The following is a 21259-nucleotide window of genomic DNA, read 5'->3' on the forward strand; positions in this document are numbered from 1 at the left end:
TTGCATGGGTTCTTGCGCGGAACTGGTAAAGATACGGTAACTCTTGTCGGAGATACCTAGCACAAAGGCGGCAGAAACCCCGGTGTGCAGCATGCAAACAATCCCATACTTCGGTCAGATCGCAGCAAAAACAGAGGTTTCTGCGCGAATTGACATCCCAAATGAAACCAGCGGCGAAGGTTCCTTTGAGGACGAGTTTCTTGAGTTCGCATCGTCCGAAGGCGGCGCGGACAACGAGGAAGCGGCCCTTCCTGACAAGATGATTCGCGGGCCCGTGACGGCCGACTCGGCAGAGCAAAGCGATCTTACCCCGCGCGAGCTGAAGATAGGGTCGCAGCCGGTGGATCCAGAGAAACTTCTGGAAAATTCAGTCGTTAAAGCTGATGCGCAACGGGGCGATCTGAACAACAGTGGTCAGGAATTCGGCTTGAAGGATGCGCCGTCCGGCAAGCCTGCTCTCCCCGCGCATTTGGTGGCGCAGGAGGCGCATACGCGATCGGCCCTCGGCGGGGCCCCGCAGGATGTATCGCACAGCAATTCCAGTAAAACCGCTCGGATTGATGCTAATGTCGCGCCTGGCTCTGCTACAGAGACGAAAATCGCGACCGCGGACGCCGCAATCGAATCGCGCGCCCGCTCTGCGACCCCTGACACCAACGTCGCGGCGCAAGACACACGTGCCTTATCGGCAAAACCGGCAGTGGACGTTGCGCGTTCAGAGGCTCCGATTCCAACGCCCGGCAACGCGCGAGACTCTGCGGCAACTGCTACGCACAACCAAGAAACGCGTGGCGCTCCCCCCCCGATCACTCGCGGCGAGGCGCCGCAAGTCAATGCTGGCGCTGCGGCTAAGGCCGCAACGGGCGCGCCTCTGGTCGGGCAAGCAAGTCCGACTGAGCCTAAGGCAGCGAGCCAGGCGGCTGGAACATCAAGTCGCACGCAAACGGATGCCTCTATCTCAGGGGGCGCCGCGACCGCGCCAAACCGCGAGCGCTTGGCAGTACCTGTCACCAATCATCAGCAGGCGCGCCCGGTATCGAACACCGAGGCGCCCGGTGTGGCGGGTAAAGAGCCGCCCAAGGGCGCCGAAACGCCGCAGGACCAACGCGCGGCCCGCACGGATGGCGCCGCGATGCCCGACAGGTCCACCGTGATGCGCGTGCCGGATGCGGGCTATACGGTAAAGGTCCAGTCCCGGGCGTTGCCAAGCCCGACGACGTCGCCAGAATTCGGGCAATTGCCGCAAGCCTCTAACGGGGCGGGGCGCCTTTCGGACAGCAAATCCGACGCTGCGTCGAGCGTTGCTCGAACAATCGTCGGAGGCGTCCAGAATGCGACCGCTCCGACAGAATTCAGCCAGACGCCCGTGCAGCGCGCCGCAGAACTTGCGCAGTTGCGCGCGCAGGACGAGCAAAGACTGCCCACCAATCTTTCGCCCGGATCAACCGGTTCCGAAGGGGATGTGGCCGGCAACCGGGGCGCAGTTGGGCAACCGGCCTATGGCGCGACGGACGGCGCCCCGGCGCGCGCTGCCTTTGGCACCGGCACGCCTGCGGAGGCGCCGAATACGGCCGTCCAAGGGCGGCCGGTGAGCGCGGCGGACACCGCGCCCGAGCCGCCACTGCCAAGCACCGGGCGGGCTGAGGCGCGTGAAACCCACGTCGCGCCCTCTGCTGCCGGCATCGGGCAACCGAACCCGGTTGGCATAGGTCTGCCTTTGGGGCCTTCGTCGGCATATCAAGTTCGGCGCGCCTACGGGCCTGGGATTGCGTCACCTGCGCAAAGTGATCTGCGCAGCCCACAAGGCGAGCGGATCAGTGCGGCCAGGAACCGGGTGGACGTGCCATCCGCGCCCTCGGCGCCGAGTGCAAACCAAGCGACGCCGACAATTCCCACGCCCTACATCGTCCAGCAGCCACTGGTGGCGTTGGCGCCGACGCCAGCGGGCGCGGGTTTTGACCGGTTTGAGGGCGAGCTGGGCGCGATGAAGGACGCCCCCCGCGGAGACGTCCCGTTGGTTGCCGGTACCACCACGCAAACGACTCAGGCGACGGTTGAGGCGCCGCGCACCCTGCCCGATGCGCGCATGGCGCAGCACACCGCCCAACAGCTTTTGTCCCATGCTCAGCCAATGCGCGAGGGGACGGTCGAGATCTCTCTGCGGCCAGAAGAGTTGGGGCGGATCCGCATGACCCTGGCCCTTAGCGATGGCGCGGTCAGCGTTTCTTTGCTGGCGGAGCGTGGCGAGACCGCGGATCTGATGCGGCGCAACCTTGATATCCTCAGCCAGGAATTCCGCCAGCTTGGCTATCGCGACATCTCGTTCGACTTCGGCGAGGGCCAGCCCAGGCAGGACAGCGACGCCGAGCAAGATTTGGCGTTCGGCGCGGGCGGCGCCGTGTCAGAGGAGCAGCCCGATGATGAGGATGTTTGGCAGGGCCGCACCTCGGTTGAGGGCGGCGTGGACATTCGACTTTAGCGCAACGAGGCGAGCATGGAGATCAACCCAAACACCACGGCCAATGGCGCAAGCTCGGCCTCCTCTTCCAGCGGCTCCGCTACGTCGGGGATATCGTCGGATTTCGAGACCTTCCTGCGCATGCTTACCGTGCAACTGGAGAACCAGGACCCGTTGGAACCGGTGAAGTCAGAGGATTTCGCGGTGCAACTCGCGACCTTCTCGGGCGTCGAGCAGCAGGTTCTCACGAACGACTTGCTACAGGACCTGGCGGGCCAGATGACGCTGACCGGGATGGCGCAATATGCGGGCTGGGTCGGGATGGAGGCGCGCGCGCCGGTGGCGGCTTTCTTTAGCGGGGCGCCCATTACGATCGCGCCCGAGCCCGAGAGGACTGCGGATGCCGCGGTCTTGGTGGTCCGCAACGAGGCCGGTGACGAAATCGACCGGCTTGCGATGAATGTCTCCGACGATTTGCTGCAATGGAACGGTCAGTTTGACGGCGGTGCTGCGCCAACGGGGCTTTATTCTTTCGAGGTCGAGAGCTACCGCAACGACGAGCTGCTCTCGTCGGCGCCGGTCGATGTCTACACCATGATCGTGGAGGCCAGGCAGCAGAACGGCCAAACCGTTTTGATCACGGCCGGAGAGGTTGAGGTCTCGGTGAACGATATCGGAGCACTGCGCGAGCCCCTGCAGTTGCTCTAGCTTTGGGCTGGCTTGGCGGCGAGGAGGGGTGCCCCGCCGCCAAGCACCAACGCTTAGTGTAGAACGGCGTCCTCAGGCGGCTGCCGATCAGAGCGCGCGATGCGGTCGCCCACGATCAGCCCCTCAGCACCCGCCGTGACCTGCACGATGTCGCCGTCCAGGATGTCCCCGGCCAATAGCATCTCTGCCAGCTGATCCTGCAACGCCCGCTGGATCACGCGCTTCAAAGGCCGCGCGCCAAAGACCAGGTCATAACCCTCGTCCGCGAGCCATTGCATCGCGCCCTCGTCCAGCTCGATCCCGATCTGGCGCCGCGCAAGGCGCTTCTCCAAAAGCCCAAGCTGGATCTTAACGATCCCGTCCATGTCGCCGCGGTTGAGGCGATCGCAGATGATCGTCTCGTCCAGGCGGTTCAGGAATTCGGGCCGGAAATGCGCGCGCACCGCGTCCATGACATCGCGCCGGGCCTGCGCCGAATCGGCGCCCTCAGGCAGCTGGCTAAGCGCCTGCGAGCCCAGGTTCGACGTCAGGATGATCAGCGTCTGCTTAAAGTCGACTTTGTGGCCCTGGCCGTCGGTCAGCACGCCGTCATCCAGCACTTGCAGCAGCACGTTGAAGACATCCGGGTGCGCCTTTTCGACCTCGTCGAACAGCACCACCTGATAGGGCCGCCGCCGCACCGCCTCGGTCAGCACGCCGCCCTCGTCGTAACCCACATAGCCCGGAGGCGCGCCGATCAGCCGCGCGACGGCGTGCTTTTCCATGAACTCGGACATGTCGATGCGGACCATCGCCTTGTCGTCGTCAAAGAGGTACTCGGCCAATGCCTTGGTCAGCTCGGTCTTGCCGACGCCGGTGGGCCCCAGGAACAGGAACGAGCCAAGCGGACGGTTCTCGTCCTGCAGCCCGGCGCGGGCGCGGCGCACGGCGTTTGACACGGCCTTGACCGCGGCGCGCTGGCCGATGACCCGCTTGCCCAGCTCGTCTTCCATCTGCAGCAGCTTCTCGCGCTCGCCCTCCAGCATTTTGGAGGTCGGGATGCCCGTCCAGCGCTCCACGACCTGGGCGATCTGTTCAGGCCGCACGGCCTCTTCGACCACGATGTCGCTTTCGCCGTTCTCGGCCTCGGAGAGTTGCTTTTCCAGCTGCGGGATGATGCCATAGCTCAGCTCGCCCGCACGGCCCAGATCGCCGTCGCGCTTGGCGGCCTCCAGCTCGGCGCGCGCGCGCTCAAGCTGCTCCTTCAGCCCGCGGGCGGACTCCAGCTTGTCGCGCTCGGACTGCCATTTTGCGGTCAGCTCAGCAGAGCGTTGCTGCAGGTCGGACAGCTCTTTTTCAAGCTTTTCCAGCCGATCCTTCGAGGCCTTGTCATCCTCTTTCTTCAGCGCCTCGGCCTCGATCTGCTTTTGCAGGATCTCGCGGTCGAGCGCGTCCAACTCCTCGGGCTTGCTGTCGACCTCCATGCGCAGGCGGCTTGCGGCCTCGTCCATCAAGTCGATGGCCTTATCCGGCAGGAAGCGGTCGGTGATGTAGCGATGGCTCAGCGTTGCGGCCGAGACCAGCGCGGCGTCGGCGATCCTAACGCCATGATGCAGCTCGTATTTTTCCTTGATGCCGCGCAGGATGCTGACCGTGTCCTCGACCGTTGGCTCCTCGACCAGAAGGGGCTGGAACCGGCGGGCGAGGGCGGCGTCTTTCTCGACATATTTGCGGTACTCGTCCAACGTGGTGGCGCCGACGCAGTGCAACTCGCCCCGCGCCAGAGCGGGCTTGATCAGGTTGGCGGCGTCCATCGCGCCATCCGCCTTGCCGGCGCCGACCAGCGTGTGCATCTCGTCGATGAAGAGAATGACCTCGCCCGCGGCGGCCTCGATCTCTTTCAGCACGGCCTTGAGGCGTTCCTCGAACTCGCCGCGATACTTGGCGCCCGCGATCAGCGCGCCCATGTCGAGCGCCATAAGCTTTTTGTTTTTAAGGGACTCTGGCACGTCGCCATTGACGATCCGAATGGCCAGGCCCTCGGCAATGGCGGTCTTGCCCACGCCGGGGTCGCCGATCAGAACGGGGTTGTTTTTGGTGCGGCGCGACAGCACCTGCATGGCGCGGCGGATCTCTTCGTCGCGGCCAATAATGGGGTCGATGCGGCCCGCCTGCGCGGCCTCGGTCAGGTCGGCGGCGTATTTGTTTAGCGCGTCATAGCCGTCCTCGGCGCTGGCGCTATCGGCGGTGCGGCCCTTGCGGATGTCGTTGATCGCGGAATTGAGGGCCTGCGCGGTCACGGCACCCGCGTCCAGGGCGTCCTTGGCCTTGGAGCGGACCACGGCCAAGGCGGTCAGAATGCGCTCGACGGGCACAAAGCTGTCACCGGCCTTGCGGGCCAATTTCTCGGCCTCGTCCAAGACCTTCGCAAGCTGGCGCTCCATCATCGGCTGGCCGCTGTCGCCGGACACTTTGGGCAGCTTCTCAACGGCGGTGTCGACGGCCTCGCGCACCCGCCCGGGTGCGCCACCGGCGCGTTTGATCAGGTTCGCCGACAGCCCCTGGTCGTCATCCATCAGGGCCTTTAGCAGATGCTCGGGGGTTAGCTGTGGGTGCCCCTCACGCAGGGCGATCGTTTGGGCCGCCTGCAGGAAACCGCGCGACCGCTCCGTGAACTTCTCTAAGTCCATGGTTCTCTCCTTCTTTACAAGCGCTTGTCCGGCGCCGCGCCCGCAAGGCAGCCCGCGGCAGTGTCAAGCCTTAGCATAGAGATGGGGGCGTTAACCGGCGGTTGCAAGATGTTCGGTTGACCGGCGCGCGCGCAGTCGCCATACACCGCGCGACCGCCTTAAAAATATGGAGCCCGCATGCCCGACGACCGCCTGATCGCCGCGATAGACCTGCCTAACGCCTTGGAAGGGCTGGCCTTTGCAGAGCGGCTGGGCGACGCGGTGGGGTTCTACAAGATCGGGCTGGGCATGCTGACCGGGGGCGGGCTGGCGCTGGCCAACGAGCTGAAGGACGAGCACGGCAAGCGCATCTTCCTGGACATGAAGCTGTTTGACATCCCCGCCACGGTCGAGGCCGCGGTGCGCGGGCTGGCGCAGTTCGACCTGGACTTTCTGACGGTGCATGGCGACCCGCATGTAGTGCGCGCCGCCAAGGAGGGCGCGTCGGGTAAGCCCATGAAAATCTTGGGTGTTACGGTGCTGACCTCGCTGGATCGCGCCGATCTGGACGCGGGCATGATCGTGCCCGGGGACATCCATGAGATCACCGTGGAGCGCGCCCGGCGGGCGCTGGAGGCCGGTGCGGATGGGGTGATCGCCTCGCCGCAAGAGGTGGTGGAGATTCGGGCGTTGCCCGAAGCCAAGGGGCGGTTGATCGTGACCCCGGGTGTGCGGCCAGAAGGCGCAGAAATCGGCGATCAAAAGCGCGTCGCAACCCCACATAGCGCCATCGCCGCCGGGGCAGACCACATCGTTGTGGGCCGCCCGATCTGGCGCGCGCCGGACCCGCGCGCCGCAGCACAAGCGATCCTGGACGAGTTGCCGCGGGCGCCAGTCAACAGACCCCGACACTAGCAAATTTCAGCGTCGGTTTTGCGTCGGCAAAACGTCGGTATTCCGTCGGTCTGCGAAACCCCCTAGGCTTGCGGCGAATTCAAAGCGATGAGACCACAATGAGCGACAAGACGATCCTATGCTTCGGCGACAGCAACACCCACGGCACCATCGCCATGGTCGATTGGAACGACCGGAGGCGGTTCCCCAAGGCGCAGCGCTGGCCCAGCGTCATGGCCGGGATTCTGGGCGACGGTTACGATGTCATCCCCGAGGGCCAGTCCGGCCGCAACGCCGCCTATGACGACCCCATCGAGGGCAAGCACCGCAACGGGGAACGCACCTTGCTGGCGCTCTTGGAGTCGCATCGGCCCATCGACCTGCTGGTGATCATGCTGGGCACCAACGACCTTAAGGCACGGTTCGGCGCCCCGCCCATCGACATCGCATTGGCCATCGAACGGCTGGCAAAGCTGGCCATAGGCTCGGATACCGGACCGAATGACCGCGCGCCCAAGGTCCTGCTGGTGGCGCCGGTGCCCATCGAGGAGGTCGGCTATCTAGGAGAGCTTTTCGCCGGCGGCGCCGAGAAGTCGCGCGCCCTGCCAGGATACCTGGAGAAAATCGCCGAGCGCCAGGGCGCGGGATTCCTCGACCTAGCGCCCGTCGCGCAGGTGGACCCGGTAGACGGCGTGCATCTGACCGCCGAGGCGCAGGCCGCCATAGGGCGCGCCATCGCCGCCAAGGCGCTCTCTATGCTGGGCGGTGGGTGAACCCGCTCTTGCCAGAGCGGAACCACCCACCCTACGGTAGGCGGCAAACGGGAGGAATTTATGCTCAAAGGAATTGACCCGCGGTTGAACGCGGACGTGCTCTATGCGCTGCGCGACATGGGGCATGGCGACGTGCTGATCATCGCGGACACGAACTTCCCCAGCGGTTCGGTCGCCCGCGAGACCGCGCTGGGCGAGCTTCTGCGGATGGAGAACCTGACAGCGGCAGAGGCCGTGGAGGCCGTGCTGTCGGTGCTGCCGTTGGACAGCTTCGTCGACGACTTCGCAGGCCGCATGGAGGTCGTCGGCGCGCCGGACGACATCCAGCCCGTGCAGGCCGAGGTGCAAGCCGCGATAAACGCCGCCGAGGGCGCCGTGCGCCAGATGGTCAGCATCGAGCGCTTCGCCTTCTACGACCTGGCCAAGCAAAGCTACGCGGTGATCCAGACCGGCGAGCGGCGCTTTTACGGCTGCTTCATGCTGCGCAAGGGCGTGATCCCGCCGGAGGAATGACATGCCAGTTGTGATCCTTGGGGTCTTCGTGGCCGACACCACCTATCGCGCCGACCGGGCGCCCAGGATGGGCGAGACGATCATGGGCAACAGCTTTGCGCTTGGCCCGGGCGGCAAGGGCTCGAACCAGGCGGTGGCCTGCGCCAAGGCGGGCGGGGAGGCGCATTTCATCTCCAAGCTTGGGATCGACCCCTTCGCGGATATGGCGCTGAAGGTCTGGGGCGCGGCGGGGGTGACCCCGGCGGTCACCCAGCACGAAGACATGGCCACGGGTGCGGCCTATATCTTTGTCGAGGAGGCCACGGGCGACAACGCGATCATCATCTGCCCCGGCGTGGCGGGCACGATCTCGGCCGCCGATATCGAGGCCCGCGGCGACCTGATCGGCGGCGCGGATGTGTTCATGACCCAGCTCGAGCAGCCCATGCAGGCCGCGCAGCGCGCCCTGGAGATCGCGCGGGCGGGCGGGGCCACGACGATCCTCAACCCCGCACCGGCCGCAGAGATCGCCGACGAGATGCTGGCGCTTTGCGACTACGTGACCCCGAATGAGAGCGAGACCGAGAGCATCACCGGCCTGCCGGTGAGCACGCTGGACGAGGCGCGCGAGGCCGCCGAGCATCTGCTGGCCAAAGACGTCAGCTGCGCCATCATCACCTTGGGCGAGAACGGCGCGCTCTATCACAGCGCGACGGAATCGGTGCATGTGCCCGCGATGGACGCGGGCGCGGTGGTCGAGACCACCGGCGCGGGGGACGCGTTCAACGGCGGGTTTGCGGCGGCACTGGCTGAAGGCAGGGCGCCGCTAGAGGCGGTCCGGTTCGGCTGCGCGACCGCGGCCATATCGGTGACCCGCCCCGGCACGGCACCCTCCATGCCCGCGCGCGCCGAGATCGACGCGCTTCTGGCGAAACAAGGCTGAGGCATATGGCAAGATATCTGATCACAGGCGCCAATCGCGGGATTGGCCTGGCGCTGCGGCGGGCCGCCGAGGCCGAAGGGCACGAGGTTCTCACCACCACCCGCACCGGCGAGGGCGCGGATTTCGCGCTGGAGCTTGACGACCCAGAGGCGGTGGTCGACGCGCTGGCCGGGCTCGAGGGCCCGGTAGATGTGCTGATCAACAACGCGGGCGTGATCGGCCCGGCGCGGCAGTCCACGCTGGACATGGATTTCCGGGGCTTCGCCAAGACGCTGGCGATCAACACGCTCTCGCCCCTGGCGGTGGCGCAGGCGGCGCTGCCCAGCTTGCGGCAGGCAAGGGGCGCGCGGATTCTGACCGTCTCTTCGCAGATGTCCTATATGGGCTACGCCAAGTCCGACCGGATCGCCTATCGCGCCTCGAAAGCGGCGGTGAATAAGCTGATGCAGGGCCTCGCCACGGATCTGGATCCCGACGGCATCGCCGTGGCCCTGGTCGACCCGGGCTGGGTGCGCACGGATATGGGCGGCGCTGCGGCGGACCTCTCGCCAGAGGAGGTCGCGGCGGGCATACTGGCGCTGGCGGAGCGGCTGACCCTGGCCGACACCGGCAAGTTCTTTCGCTACGATGGCCAAGAGCGCGGCTTTTAAGCCCTTAGCCCGCCCAAACTAAGTGCATTTCCCGGCCCACGTGTATGCAAAGACCGGGCCTGTCCTTAAATTGCTTGCAACGCTGCCGGAAACCCGCTTTCATCAACGCCTGATAACGCCCCGGCTTTACGTCGCATCGGGTCGGGCACCGAGGGAAATCCCAGGTCAAACAGAAAGCGGCGGCTTTGAGTCTATGCCGGACATCGCGTTTTTGCTGAACGGGGCGCCCGTTCATCTCGACGATGTGAACCCCACGCGGACATTGCTGGACTGGCTGCGCGAGGAGCGCGGGCTGTGCGGCACCAAGGAAGGCTGCAACGAGGGCGATTGCGGCGCCTGCACGGTGATGGTGACGGACGCGGAGGGGCCGAAGGCGCTGAACGCCTGCATCCTGTTCCTGCCGCAGCTGCATGGCAAAGCAGTGCGCACCGTGGAGGGCATCGCGGGCCCGGACGGCGCGCTGCACCCTGTGCAGGAGGCCATGGTCGCGCATCACGGGTCGCAATGCGGCTTCTGCACGCCGGGCTTTGTCTGCGCGATGGCTGTGGCGCACGCAGCCGGCGCCGAGGATCACGACGACCGGCTGGCGGGCAATCTTTGTCGCTGCACCGGATATGCGCCGATCATCCGCGCCGCCGAGGCCGCCGCCACGCAGCCGGTGCCGGAATGGATGGCCGAGGATCTGACGCCACTTAAAGGGGCGGTGGGCGAACCTGCCGCTACGCGGCAGAACCACCCACCCTACGTGATGCCGCGCACCATTGGCGCGCTGGCGGCGTGGTATCAGGAGCACCCCGACGCGACGCTGATCGCGGGTGCCACGGATGTCGGGCTCTGGGTCACCAAGGGTCTGCGCTCGCTGGAACCTGTGGCATTTCTGGGCGGCATCTCGGCGCTGAAGAAAATCACCGCGATGAAGAGCCAGATCAAGATCGGCGCCATGGCCACCGTCGCTGATCTGCGCGAGGCTATCGCGCCGCATCACCCGCATTTCGCCGAGATGCTTCGGAGGTACGGCTCCGAGCAGGTGCGCAGCGCCGCCACGGTGGGCGGCAACATCGCCAACGGCTCGCCCATCGGCGACAGCCCGCCCGCGCTGATCGCGCTGGGCGCCACGCTGCATCTGCGCCGGGGCGATGAGACCCGCACGCTGCCGCTGGAGGATTTCTTCCTCGCCTATGGCAAGCAGGACCGCGCGCCGGGGGAGTTCGTCGAGGCGGTGAGTTTTAAGCGCCAGCCCGACCGGCTGAAATGCTACAAGCTGAGCAAGCGGTTCGATCAGGACATCTCGGCGGTCCTGGGCTGCTTCAACGTCACCGTGGAGGGTGGCGAGGTGCGCGCGGCGCGCATCGCCTTCGGCGGCATGGCCGGGATCCCGAAACGGGCGGCGGCCTTGGAGGCCGCGATCCTCGGCCAGCAATGGACCGAGGAGACCGTTGGTACGGCACTTGGGGCGCTGGACCAGGACTTCACGCCGCTCTCGGACATGCGCGCCAGCGCCGATTACCGGCTGGAGGCCGCGCGCAACATGCTGGTGCGCTACTTCCTGGAGGACGTGGGCGCGCAGGCCAGCGTGCTGGAGGTCACCCCGTGAGCGTGGGCCAGGCCACCGCCCATGACGCCGCGCGGCTGCATGTCACCGGCCAGGCGCGCTATGTCGACGACATCCCCGCGCCCAAGGGCACGCTGTCGCTGGCCTTCGGGCTCTGCGAGATCGCCCGCGGCAGGATCGCGGCGATGGACATCGCCGCCGTGCGCGCTGCCCCCGGGGTGGTCGCGGTTCTGGTGGCAGGGGACCTGCCGGCGGCCAACGACGTCTCGCCCTCCGTGCATGACGAGCCCCTGCTGGCGGAGGGCGAGGTGTTCTATCTGGGCCAGCCGCTGTTCCTGGTGGTCGCCGAGACCCACCTGGCCGCGCGCAAGGCCGCCCGGCTGGGCGTGGTGTCCTATGAGGAGCTGCCCGCGATCCTGACGATTGACGACGCGCTGGCCGCGGATAGCCGGTTCGAAGGCGGGGCTGTCATTTGGCAGCAAGGGGATGCCTCGTCAGCCCTTGCGGGCGCGCCTCGGCAGGTCCAGGGGCAGATCGAGATCGGCGGGCAGGAGCACTTCTACCTCGAAGGGCAGGCCGCGTTGGCCTTGCCGCAGGAGGGCGGCGACATGGTGGTGCACAGCTCCACCCAGCACCCCACCGAGATCCAGCACAAGGTCGCCGAGGCCCTGGCCCTGCCGATGCACGCCGTGCGCGTCGAGACCCGCCGCATGGGCGGCGGCTTTGGCGGCAAGGAGAGCCAGGGCAACGCCCTGGCTGTGGCCTGCGCCGTGGCCGCCCGCGCCACGGGCCGCCCCTGCAAGATGCGCTATGACCGCGATGACGACATGGTGATCACCGGCAAGCGGCATGACTTCCGGATCGCCTATCGCGCGGGCTTTGACGACGAGGGCCGGGTTCTTGCCGTGGACTTCACGCAATACGCCCGCTGCGGCTGGGCGCAGGACCTGTCGCTGCCCGTCTGCGACCGGGCGATGCTGCATGCCGACAACGCCTATTATCTGCCCGCGGTCAGGATCGAGAGCCACCGCCTGAAGACCCACACCCAGTCCGCCACCGCCTTCCGCGGCTTTGGCGGGCCTCAGGGCATGGTCGGGATCGAGCGCGTCATGGACCACATCGCGCACGCGTTGGGAAAGGACCCGGTGGATGTCCGGCGCCTCAACTTCTACGCCGCGCCCGCGGATGGGGCGGGCATGCGTATTTCTGACAAGGTGAAGCCGCAGGAGACGCCCTATGGCCAGCCGGTCGAGGATTTCGAGCTGCACGGGATGGTGGAGGCGCTGCTGGCATCCTCGGACTACGCCCCGCGGCGCGCGGCGATTGCAGAGTGGAACGCCGCCAACCCGATCCTGAAGAAGGGCATCGCGCTGACGCCGGTGAAGTTCGGCATCTCCTTCACGCTGACGCATCTGAACCAGGCGGGCGCGCTGGTGCATGTCTACCAGGACGGGTCCATCCACATGAACCACGGCGGCACCGAGATGGGGCAGGGGCTGTTCCAGAAGGTGGCGCAGGTGGCGGCGCAGGCGTTTGGCGTGGGGCTGGAGGCGGTGAAGATCACCGCGACGGACACCGCCAAGGTGCCCAACACCTCGGCCACGGCGGCCTCAAGCGGGTCGGACCTGAACGGCATGGCCGTCAAGGCCGCCTGCGAGACGATCCGCGACCGCATGGCCGAGCATCTGGCCGAGCTGCACCAGACCAAGCCCGAGGAGGTCGAATTCGAGGGTGGCGAGGTGCGCATCGGCAGCACCAAGCTGCCCTTCGCCGAGGCCGCGCAGGAATGCTACCAGGGGCGGGTCAGCCTCTCGGCCACGGGGTTCTACAAGACGCCCAAGATCACCTGGGACCGGGTGAAGGGCCGGGGGCGGCCGTTCTTCTACTTCGCCTATGGCGCGGCGGTGACCGAGGTGGTGATCGACACGCTCACGGGCGAGAACCGCATCCTGCGCGCCGACATCCTGCATGACGCGGGGGCCTCGCTGAACCCGGCGTTGGATATCGGCCAGGTGGAGGGCGGCTATGTGCAGGGCGCGGGCTGGCTGACCACCGAGGAGCTGGTGTGGGACGGCAAGGGAAGGCTGCGCACGCACGCGCCCTCGACCTACAAGATCCCCGCCTGCGGCGACCGCCCGGACGTGTTCAACGTGGCGCTGTGGGACGCGCAGAACCGCGAGGAGACGATCTATCGCTCCAAGGCGGTGGGCGAGCCGCCGCTGATGCTGGGCATCTCGGCGCTGATGGCGCTGTCGGACGCGGTGGCGGCCTGCGGCGGGCCCTCAAGCAGCGAAGCGATAGGGCAACAAGGACCCTACCCCGCGCTGGACGCCCCCGCCACGGCGGAGCGCGTGTTCCGCGCCGTGCAGAGGGTGCAGGCATGATCGACCTGTCGCGCCTTGCGGACCTGATCGCCGCCCATGGCAGCGTCGCGCGCGTCGTGATCGCCGAGCATAAGGGCTCGGCCCCGCGCGATACCGGCACGGCGATGTATGTCTGGCGGGACGGGCAGCAGGGCACGATCGGCGGCGGGCATCTGGAGCATGCGGCGACCAAGCGCGCGCGGGAGATCCTGAAGGATCGCGCCACCATAGTGACGCGCCACGCCCTGGGCCCGGATCTGGGGCAATGCTGCGGCGGGGCGGTGACCCTGGTGACCGAGGCCTGGGACGCCGCGCGGGCGCGCGACGAGATCGACGCCGCCGATTGGCCCTTTGCCGGGATCTTCCTGCGCCGCGTCGAGGGCGACGCGCCCCTGCCTCAGAAGCTGCGGCGCAAGCTTGCGATGTCGTCGGAGATGTCCGGCGCGATCAAGACCCAGCTTGTCGAGGGCTGGCTGGTCGAGCAGGTCTGGGAGGACCGCCAGCCGGTCTATATCTACGGCGCGGGCCACGTGGGCCAGGCGCTGGCGCGGGTGCTGGCGCCCCTGCCGCAGTTCGAGACCTGGGTGGCGGATGTGCGGCCCGATCTGATGGCGGCGCTGCCCGAAAGCGTGCACCGCGCGGACCAGGTCCCGCCCACGGCCGTGATGGCCAAGGCCCCGCCCGAGGCGGCGCATTTCATCATGACGCCCGAGCATGACTACGACCTAGAGCTCTGCCACACCGTGCTGCAGCGCCCGTTTGAATATGCCGGGCTGATCGGCTCGGCCACGAAATGGGCGCGGTTCCGCAAGCGCCTGCGCGAGCTGGGCCACGCGGAGGCCCAAATTGATCGCATAGAGTGCCCGATTGGCGCAAAAGAGCTTGGAAAAGACCCGCACGCGATTGCCATCGGGGTCGCGGCGAGGCTACTTGATCTCAGGCGCCTGCCGGGCAGCCTAGGGACGGGGATGGAACTATGACCGCAACGCTTCTGGCGATCGAGGGGCTGACCAAGGCCTATCCCGGCGTGGTGGCCAATGACGCGGTGTCCTTCAGCGTGGCCCCGGGCGAGGTGCATGCCCTGCTGGGCGAGAACGGCGCGGGAAAGTCCACCCTGGTCAAGATGATCTACGGGCTGGTGCGCCCGGATGCGGGCGCGATGCTGTTCAATGGCCAGCCCTTCGCCCCCGCCACGCCCCATGCCGCCCGCGCCGCTGGCGTGGCCATGGTGTTCCAGCACTTCTCGCTCTTTGAGGCGCTCAACGTGGCCGAGAACGTCGCCCTGGGCATGGAGAACCCGCCCAAGATGGGGCAGCTTGCCGCCCGCATCCGCGAGGTCAGCGAGGCCTATGGCCTGCCACTGGACCCGGGCCGGCTGGTCGGCGATCTGTCGGCGGGCGAGCGCCAGCGCGTCGAGATCATCCGCTGCCTGCTGCAGGACCCCAAGCTGCTGATCATGGACGAGCCGACCTCGGTGCTGACCCCGCAGGAGGTCGAGATCCTGTTCGGCACCCTGCGCAAGCTGCAGTCCGAGGGGACGGCGATCCTGTATATCAGCCATAAGCTGGAGGAGATCCGCGCGCTCTGCGACGGGGCGACCATCCTGCGGCTGGGCAAGGTCGTGGCGACCTGCGATCCGCGGCAGGAAAGCGCGCGCTCGATGGCCGAGATGATGGTGGGCTCGACCCTGCACACCCCCACAAGAGAGACCAAGGAGGCCGGCAAGGTCGTGCTGAGCCTGCGCGGGCTCTCCATGCCCTCTACGACGCCCTTTGGGACCAGCCTGAAATCCGTGAAGCTCTTTGTGCATGAGGGCGAGGTGCTGGGGATCGGCGGTGTCGCGGGCAACGGGCAGGACGAGCTGCTGGCGGCCCTGTCCGGAGAGGTGACCACGGGGCCGGCCTCGGTGATCCTGAACGGGGAATCCGTCGGGCATCTGGGCCCCAACGCGCGCCGCAAGCTGGGCCTGCTGGCCGCGCCCGAGGAACGCCTGGGGCACGCCGCCGCGCCGGATATGACGCTGACCGAGAACGCGCTGATGACCGGCGCGATCCGCGAGGACCTGGTGGACCGGGGCTTATTGCGCTGGGGCAAGGCGCGGGAGTTCGCCGAGAAGATCATCGCGGGCTTTGACGTGCGCACGCCGGGGCCGGGCAACGCCGCGCGGTCGCTGTCGGGCGGAAACCTGCAGAAATTCGTCATCGGGCGCGAGATCCTACAGCGCCCCACCTGCCTGGTGGTGAACCAGCCGACTTGGGGCGTGGACGCCTCGGCCGCCGCGGCGATCCGGCAGGCCCTGCTGGACCTCGCCGCCGAGGGCTGCGCCGTGGTGGTGATCAGCCAGGACCTGGACGAGCTGATGGAGATATCCGACCGCTTCGCCGCGCTGAACGAGGGCCGCCTGACCCCGCCGCGCGCCGCGCTCGGTCTGACCGCTGAGGAGATCGGCCAAATGATGGGCGGCGCGCATGATCTGGAGGCCGCGCATGGGTAACGCGAAGGTATTGCGCCGCGCATTGCGCGTCGCGGTGGGCGAGAGGGGCTCTGCCCCCCTCGCGCTCCCCCCGGGATATTTCCAAACCGGAGAAGCATGGGGTGCCGCCGCCAAAACCCAGGCCAGAGACGGGTGCGCCGCGTGATCCGGCTTGAGAAACGCCCCCAGCCCAGCCGGGTCTGGTCCGCGGCGGCGCCCGTTCTGGCGGTGGCGCTGACCATGCTGGCGGGCGGGCTGATGTTCGCGGCGCTGGGCAAGAACCCCGTGCTGGCGATCAAGACGATCTTTTACGACCCGCTGCTGGGCGAGTTCGCCTGGTACTATCGCGGGCAGCTTCTGGTCAAAGCGGGGCCGCTGATCCTGATCGCCATCGGGCTGAGCCTGGGCTTCCGCGCGGGCATCTGGAACATCGGCGCAGAGGGGCAGTATATCCTGGGCGCGATCTGCGGCGCCGCGGTGGGGCTGGCCTTTTACCCCGCCGATCTGTGGATCATCTTCCCGCTGATGGTGATCGCGGGCGCCCTGGGCGATGATCCCGGCGATCCTGAAGACGCGGTTCAACACCAACGAGATCCTGGTCTCGCTGTTGCTGGTCTATGTGGCCGAGCAGCTTCTGGCGTCGATGGCGCTGGGCGCGCTGCGCAACCCCGACGGGGCGGGGTTCCCGGGCAGCCGGAACCTGAGCCAATACGAGGCCGCCGCGAACCCCGAGCTAATCGCAGGCACCGGCATGCATATGGGCGTGGTGGCCGCGCTGATCGCGGTGATCTTCGCCTATATCATGCTGAGCCGCCATATGCTGGGCTTCCAGATCCGCCTGACCGGCGAGAGCCCGCGCGCGGCGCGGTTCGCGGGGGTCAAGCCCAAGCTTCTGGTGGTCGTCTGCCTGGGGATCAGCGGCGGGCTGGCCGGGCTGGCGGGGCTCTTTGAGGTCGCCGGGCCCGCCGGGCAGATCACCATCGACTTTAACTCGGGCTACGGGTTCACCGCGATCATCGTGGCCTTCCTGGGGCGGCTGAACCCGATTGGGATCCTGCTGGCGGGGCTCCTCCTAGCGCTGACCTTCATCGGCGGCGAGGCGGCGCAGACCTCGCTGCAACTACCCGCGAGCGCGATCCAGGCCTTCCAGGGGATGCTGCTGTTCTTCCTCTTGGCGGTGGACGTGCTGGCGAATTACCGGGTGCGGCTTGGCCAGCGGGGGGCGGCGTAATGGACTTTTCTAACATCAACCCGGCGATCCTGCTCGCTTCGCTGATGATCGCGGCGACGCCGATCCTGCTGGCGGCTGTGGGCGAGCTGGTGGTCGAGAAGGCGGGCGTGCTGAACCTGGGCGTCGAGGGCATGATGGTCGTGGGCGCGGTCTGCGGGTACATCTTCGCGATCAACACGGGCTCGCCGCTGCTGGGCTTCGTGGGCGCGGCGGTGGGGGGCGCTTTGCTGAGCCTGATCTTCGCGGCGCTGACGCAGTACCTGATGACCAACCAGGTGGCGACGGGGCTGGGGCTGACGCTGTTCGGGCTGGGGCTGTCGGCCCTGCTGGGCACCGAGTACCTGCAGCTGCGCCCGCCCTCCACCGCGGGGCTGCGGCTGTCCTTCCTGGGCGACGACCTGGGGCGGCTGGACGTGATGGTGATCTTCGCGCTGGTGCTGGTGGCGGCGGTCTGGGCCTTCCTGAAGTTCACCCGCGCCGGGCTGATCCTGCGCGCGGTGGGCGAGAGCCACGACGCGGCGCATGCGCTGGGCTACAAGGTCATCCATGTGCGCGTCGCCGCGATTGCCTTCGGCGGGGCCTGCGCGGGGCTGGGCGGGGCCTATCTGAGCCTGATGCGCGTCAGCCAGTGGACCGAGGGCATGACCGCGGGCGCGGGCTGGATCGCGCTCGCCATCGTGGTCTTCGGCTCCTGGAAGCCGGTGTGGGTTTTGGTCGGTGCCTATCTCTTCGGCGGGGTCACCGTTTTGCAGCTGAATTTGCAGGTCGCGGGGCTTGCGGTGCCGGTAGAGTATTTGTCGATGAGCCCGTATCTGATAACCATCCTGGTGCTGGTCATCATGTCATCCGGGCGGGGCCGGGCCGCGCTGAACGCGCCCGCCGCGCTTGGTCGAAGTTTTCACGCCTCTGGATAGGGGCTAGGATTGCGGCCGGTAGGGCCGCCACACTTGGGGAGAACCAAATGAACTTGAAATCAATTCTGGCCGCCGGCGCGCTGGCGCTCGGCACGGCGGGCTTCGCCGCCGCCGACGGGCACGAGCCCACAAAGGTCGGCTTCATCTATGTCGGCCCGATCGGCGATCTGGGCTGGACCTACGAGCACCACCAGGGCCTGCTCGCGGTCGAGGAGGCCTATGGCGACAAGGTCGAGACCATGTACCAGGAGACCGTGCCCGAGGGCGCGGATGCCGAGCGCGCGATCACCCAGATGGCGCTGCAGGGCGCGGACCTGATCTTCACCACCTCGTTCGGCTACATGGACCCCACGATCAACGTGGCGGCCAAGTTCCCGGACGTGAAGTTCGAGCATGCCACCGGCTATAAGCGCGCCGACAACGTCTCGACCTACTCGGCCCGCTTCTACGAGGGCCGCGCCGTCATCGGGCACATCGCGGGCAAGATGACCAAGACCAACAAGATCGGCTATATCGCGTCCTTCCCGATCCCAGAGGTCGTGCGGGGCATCAACTCGGCCTATATCCACGCCAAGAAGGCCAACCCGGATGTCGAGTTCTCGGTGGTCTGGGTCTACACCTGGTTCGATCCCGGCAAAGAGGGCGACGCCGCGCAGGCGCTGATCGACCAGGGCGCCGACGTGATCATGCAGCACACCGATTCGACCGCCCCGCAGGCGGTGGCGAAAGAGGCGGGCATCTACTCGTTCGGGCAGGCCTCTGACATGGCCGCCTTCGCGCCCGCGCCGCGCATCAGCTCGATCATCGACGACTGGGCGCCCTACTACGTCGCCCGCGTGGGCGCCGTGATGGATGGCACCTGGGAGAGCACGGACACCTGGGACGGCATCGGGCCTGGCATGGTGGAGATTGGCGAGATCTCGGACGTCGTGCCCGCCGAAGTGAAGGCCGAGGCGCTGGCGCTGAAGGCCGCGCTGGCCGATGGCAGCTATCACGCCTTCACCGGGCCGATCAACAAGCAGGACGGCTCTGTCTGGTTGGCCGAGGGCGAGACCGCGGCGGACTTTGGCGATGACGGCCTGGCCGGTATGAACTTCTACGTCGAAGGCCTGACCGGCGACGTGCCGAACTAAGGGTCGTGGGCCGCAGGCCCACTGCCCGTCAAAAAGAAGGAGACCCGCCGGGATCGGCGGGTCTTTGCTGTTTTCAGCCGGGTCCGGAATTCCGGACCAATCCCCATTCGCGTGTATATGCTATGAAAGAGTCGCGCATTAATTTAGCGCAGGACATAATTTATTAAGGAGAAAGCTATGCCTAGATTCGTAATCGACCTCGGTGACATGGAGATGAGCAACGCCGCCGCCGAGGCCCTGAACGCCGAGCTGCAGAAGGTCGCGCTGTCCCATGTCGCGGATCTGCGCATGGAGAAGCCGCTGGCGATCCGGTTTCCGCGGCCCTTCCCCTGGGGTATCATCATCGGCCCGGAATTCGACGACGTGCTGCGCTCGCAGAAGCGTCTGGAATCGGCGTTCCAAGAGCTGCGCTAGGGCGCTGCGATGGCGGATCTCACCTGCCCCAGCGCCCGGGCGGCGCCCGGTGCCAAGCTTATCGGAACCCTTGGGGCCGATGGCCGCGTGAAGCCGCTGCGCACGCCCTTGGAGGTCGACGCCGATTTCATTGCGCGCGCCAAGCGCCAGGGCGAGCCCGAGGCGCGGATGCGCTTTGCGGCGCCTTGCGCGCAGGGCGGCTGCGGCCATTGGACGGGCCAGGCCTGCGGGCTGATCGACCGCGTTCTGGACCATATCGCGACGCTGCCCCAGGATGTCAGGGCCAAGACTCTGCCGCCCTGCACCATCCGCGGCGACTGCCGGTGGTACCACCAGACCGGCGCCGAGGCCTGCAGAAGCTGCGACCTTGTGGTGCGGCTCCCGGCGGAGCCAGTGGCCGCCGAATAAAGCACTGCGACCGGCCCCGTGTTTGGCCGGTCGCTTCTGGGCTTTTCATTTGTGGCTAATCCCGACAAGCTGATCCGCATGAAGGACTTTCTGATCATTGGCGGCGGCATGGCGGGGCTATCCACCGCCGCGCGCCTGTCCGAGCTGGGCTCGGTCGTGCTGCTAGAGGCCGAGGACGCGCTGGGCTACCACGCCTCGGGGCGCTCGGCGGCCATGTTCGAGGAGAATTACGGCTCGCCCTCGACCATCGCGCTGAACCGCGCCAGCCGCGCCTATCACGAGGCGGCGGGCGTGCTGAGCCCACGCGGCTTCCTATGCGTGGGGCTGCCCCATGAGGACGCCGCCACGGGCGAGACCATCGCCGAATTGGGCATGGACGAGGTCACCCTCGCCGAGGCCCGCGCGATGGTTCCCATTATCGCCGACGAGATCACGCGCGCGGGGTACCACCATGACGCGCTGGAGATCGACACCGACACGCTGCTGCAGGGCTTCGCGCGCACCGCACGGGGGAACCGCGCCGAGATCGTGACGAAGGCGCCGGTCTCGGCGATTGCGCGCACCGAGTTGGGCTGGGCCGCGATCGCGCCAGGTGCCACCTATGAGGCGCGCATCCTGGTGAACGCCGCCGGGGCCTGGGTCGATGAGATCGCCAAGCTGGCTGGGATCGCGCCGCTGGGCGTGACCCCCTGCCGCCGCTCGATGGCGCGGGTGCCCGCGCCGGGCGGGCAGGACGTCGGCGGCTGGCCGGTGCTCTTTGGTCCGGGCGAGACCTGGTACGCCAAGCCGGACGCGGGCAAGTGGCTGATCTCGCCCGCCGACGAGGACCCCGTGCCGCCGCAGGACGCCTGGGCCGACGACATGGTGCTGGCCGAGGGGATCGCCCGCTACGAGGCGCATGTGACCGAGCCGGTCACGCGCGTCGAGATGACCTGGGCGGGGCTGCGGACCTTCTCGCCCGACCGCTCGCTGGTCATCGGGCGCGATCCCGCAGAGGAGACCTTTGTCTGGGTGGCCGGGCAGGGCGGCTATGGCATCCAATCCTGCCCAGCCTATAGCCAGCTTGCGGCGGATGTGCTGGGCGGTCGTGCAGCAGAGCTTGACCCATCGGTGGTGCAGGCGCTCTCTCCGGCGCGCTTCCAGAGGTAAAATACCGCGTTGCGCAGGCACTGCTGCGCCGCGGCCATGACGCGCTAGTGCAATTG

The 21259-nt window shown here is 67.3% G+C and carries 17 protein-coding genes and 1 pseudogene; 17 read left to right on the top strand and 1 reads right to left on the bottom strand.

Annotated features, from left to right (window positions below; translation table 11 throughout):
- The first annotated feature begins 91 nt into the window (after nucleotides 1–91).
- Both AIOL_RS24640 and AIOL_RS20745 read left to right on the top strand, forming a co-directional pair.
- Nucleotides 92–2479 carry a flagellar hook-length control protein FliK gene (locus AIOL_RS24640; RefSeq protein ID WP_082152712.1) on the top strand — a complete coding sequence of 796 codons (2388 nt, stop codon included), beginning with the start codon at nucleotides 92–94 and terminating at the stop codon, nucleotides 2477–2479.
- 15 nt (nucleotides 2480–2494) lie between these two features.
- Nucleotides 2495–3166 (top strand): flagellar hook capping FlgD N-terminal domain-containing protein, encoded by a 672-nt coding sequence (locus tag AIOL_RS20745; protein WP_049644732.1) that lies wholly within the window; start codon nucleotides 2495–2497, stop codon nucleotides 3164–3166.
- Between the two features lie 53 nt (nucleotides 3167–3219).
- On the opposite strand, the gene clpB is transcribed toward AIOL_RS20745, so the two are convergent.
- Nucleotides 3220–5835, bottom strand: coding sequence for an ATP-dependent chaperone ClpB (clpB, locus tag AIOL_RS20750; protein ID WP_049644733.1), 2616 nt, complete (start codon nucleotides 5833–5835; stop codon nucleotides 3220–3222).
- Between the two features lie 177 nt (nucleotides 5836–6012).
- Here clpB and pyrF point away from each other — a divergent pair, with 177 nt between their 5' ends.
- From pyrF to AIOL_RS20825, 15 genes and pseudogenes are all read left to right on the top strand, one after another.
- A complete protein-coding gene (pyrF, locus tag AIOL_RS20755) occupies nucleotides 6013–6729 on the top strand; it encodes an orotidine-5'-phosphate decarboxylase (protein ID WP_049644734.1) in 717 nt (238 codons plus the stop codon).
- A gap of 98 nt (nucleotides 6730–6827) precedes the next feature.
- Entirely contained in the window at nucleotides 6828–7481 is a 654-nt protein-coding gene (locus tag AIOL_RS20760) for an SGNH/GDSL hydrolase family protein (protein WP_049644735.1), read from the top strand.
- Nucleotides 7482–7541: 60 nt separating this feature from the next.
- Nucleotides 7542–7994 carry an RbsD/FucU family protein gene (locus tag AIOL_RS20765; RefSeq protein ID WP_049644736.1) on the top strand — a complete coding sequence of 151 codons (453 nt, stop codon included), beginning with the start codon at nucleotides 7542–7544 and terminating at the stop codon, nucleotides 7992–7994.
- Between the two features lies 1 nt (nucleotide 7995).
- Nucleotides 7996–8916 (top strand): ribokinase, encoded by a 921-nt coding sequence (locus AIOL_RS20770; RefSeq protein WP_049644737.1) that lies wholly within the window; start codon nucleotides 7996–7998, stop codon nucleotides 8914–8916.
- A gap of 5 nt (nucleotides 8917–8921) precedes the next feature.
- Nucleotides 8922–9566 (top strand): SDR family NAD(P)-dependent oxidoreductase, encoded by a 645-nt coding sequence (locus AIOL_RS20775; protein WP_049644738.1) that lies wholly within the window; start codon nucleotides 8922–8924, stop codon nucleotides 9564–9566.
- Nucleotides 9567–9759: 193 nt separating this feature from the next.
- Nucleotides 9760–11160, top strand: coding sequence for a xanthine dehydrogenase small subunit (gene xdhA, locus AIOL_RS20780; protein ID WP_049644739.1), 1401 nt, complete (start codon nucleotides 9760–9762; stop codon nucleotides 11158–11160).
- Nucleotides 11157–13502 carry a xanthine dehydrogenase molybdopterin binding subunit gene (gene xdhB / locus AIOL_RS20785; protein WP_049644740.1) on the top strand — a complete coding sequence of 782 codons (2346 nt, stop codon included), beginning with the start codon at nucleotides 11157–11159 and terminating at the stop codon, nucleotides 13500–13502. The genes xdhA and xdhB overlap by 4 nt, the downstream gene beginning before the upstream one ends.
- Nucleotides 13499–14461, top strand: a complete 963-nt coding sequence (xdhC, locus tag AIOL_RS20790; protein WP_049644741.1) for a xanthine dehydrogenase accessory protein XdhC — start codon at nucleotides 13499–13501, stop codon at nucleotides 14459–14461. Before xdhB ends, xdhC begins: the two co-directional genes overlap by 4 nt.
- Nucleotides 14458–15975 carry an ABC transporter ATP-binding protein gene (locus AIOL_RS20795; protein ID WP_049644742.1) on the top strand — a complete coding sequence of 506 codons (1518 nt, stop codon included), beginning with the start codon at nucleotides 14458–14460 and terminating at the stop codon, nucleotides 15973–15975. Before xdhC ends, AIOL_RS20795 begins: the two co-directional genes overlap by 4 nt.
- 141 nt (nucleotides 15976–16116) lie before the next feature.
- A pseudogene (locus AIOL_RS20800) lies at nucleotides 16117–17185 on the top strand (ABC transporter permease).
- On the top strand, nucleotides 17185–18099 hold the full coding sequence (locus AIOL_RS20805; RefSeq protein WP_049644743.1) for an ABC transporter permease: 915 nt from the start codon (nucleotides 17185–17187) through the stop codon (nucleotides 18097–18099). Before AIOL_RS20800 ends, AIOL_RS20805 begins: the two are co-directional and overlap by 1 nt.
- Before the next feature lie 47 nt (nucleotides 18100–18146).
- Entirely contained in the window at nucleotides 18147–19232 is a 1086-nt protein-coding gene (locus AIOL_RS20810) for a BMP family ABC transporter substrate-binding protein (RefSeq protein ID WP_049644744.1), read from the top strand.
- Between the two features lie 177 nt (nucleotides 19233–19409).
- Nucleotides 19410–19646: a hypothetical protein gene (locus AIOL_RS20815; RefSeq protein ID WP_152912621.1), complete on the top strand. Its 237-nt coding sequence runs from the start codon at nucleotides 19410–19412 to the stop codon at nucleotides 19644–19646.
- 9 nt (nucleotides 19647–19655) lie between these two features.
- Nucleotides 19656–20054, top strand: coding sequence for a hypothetical protein (locus AIOL_RS20820; RefSeq protein ID WP_049644746.1), 399 nt, complete (start codon nucleotides 19656–19658; stop codon nucleotides 20052–20054).
- Between the two features lie 78 nt (nucleotides 20055–20132).
- Complete coding sequence (locus AIOL_RS20825) at nucleotides 20133–21203, top strand: NAD(P)/FAD-dependent oxidoreductase (RefSeq protein WP_049645587.1); 1071 nt, start codon at nucleotides 20133–20135, stop codon at nucleotides 21201–21203.
- Nucleotides 21204–21259: the final 56 nt, after the last annotated feature.

It is taken from the genome of Candidatus Rhodobacter oscarellae (assembly GCF_001078595.1).
Taxonomy (GTDB): domain Bacteria; phylum Pseudomonadota; class Alphaproteobacteria; order Rhodobacterales; family Rhodobacteraceae; genus Rhodobacter_B; species Rhodobacter_B oscarellae.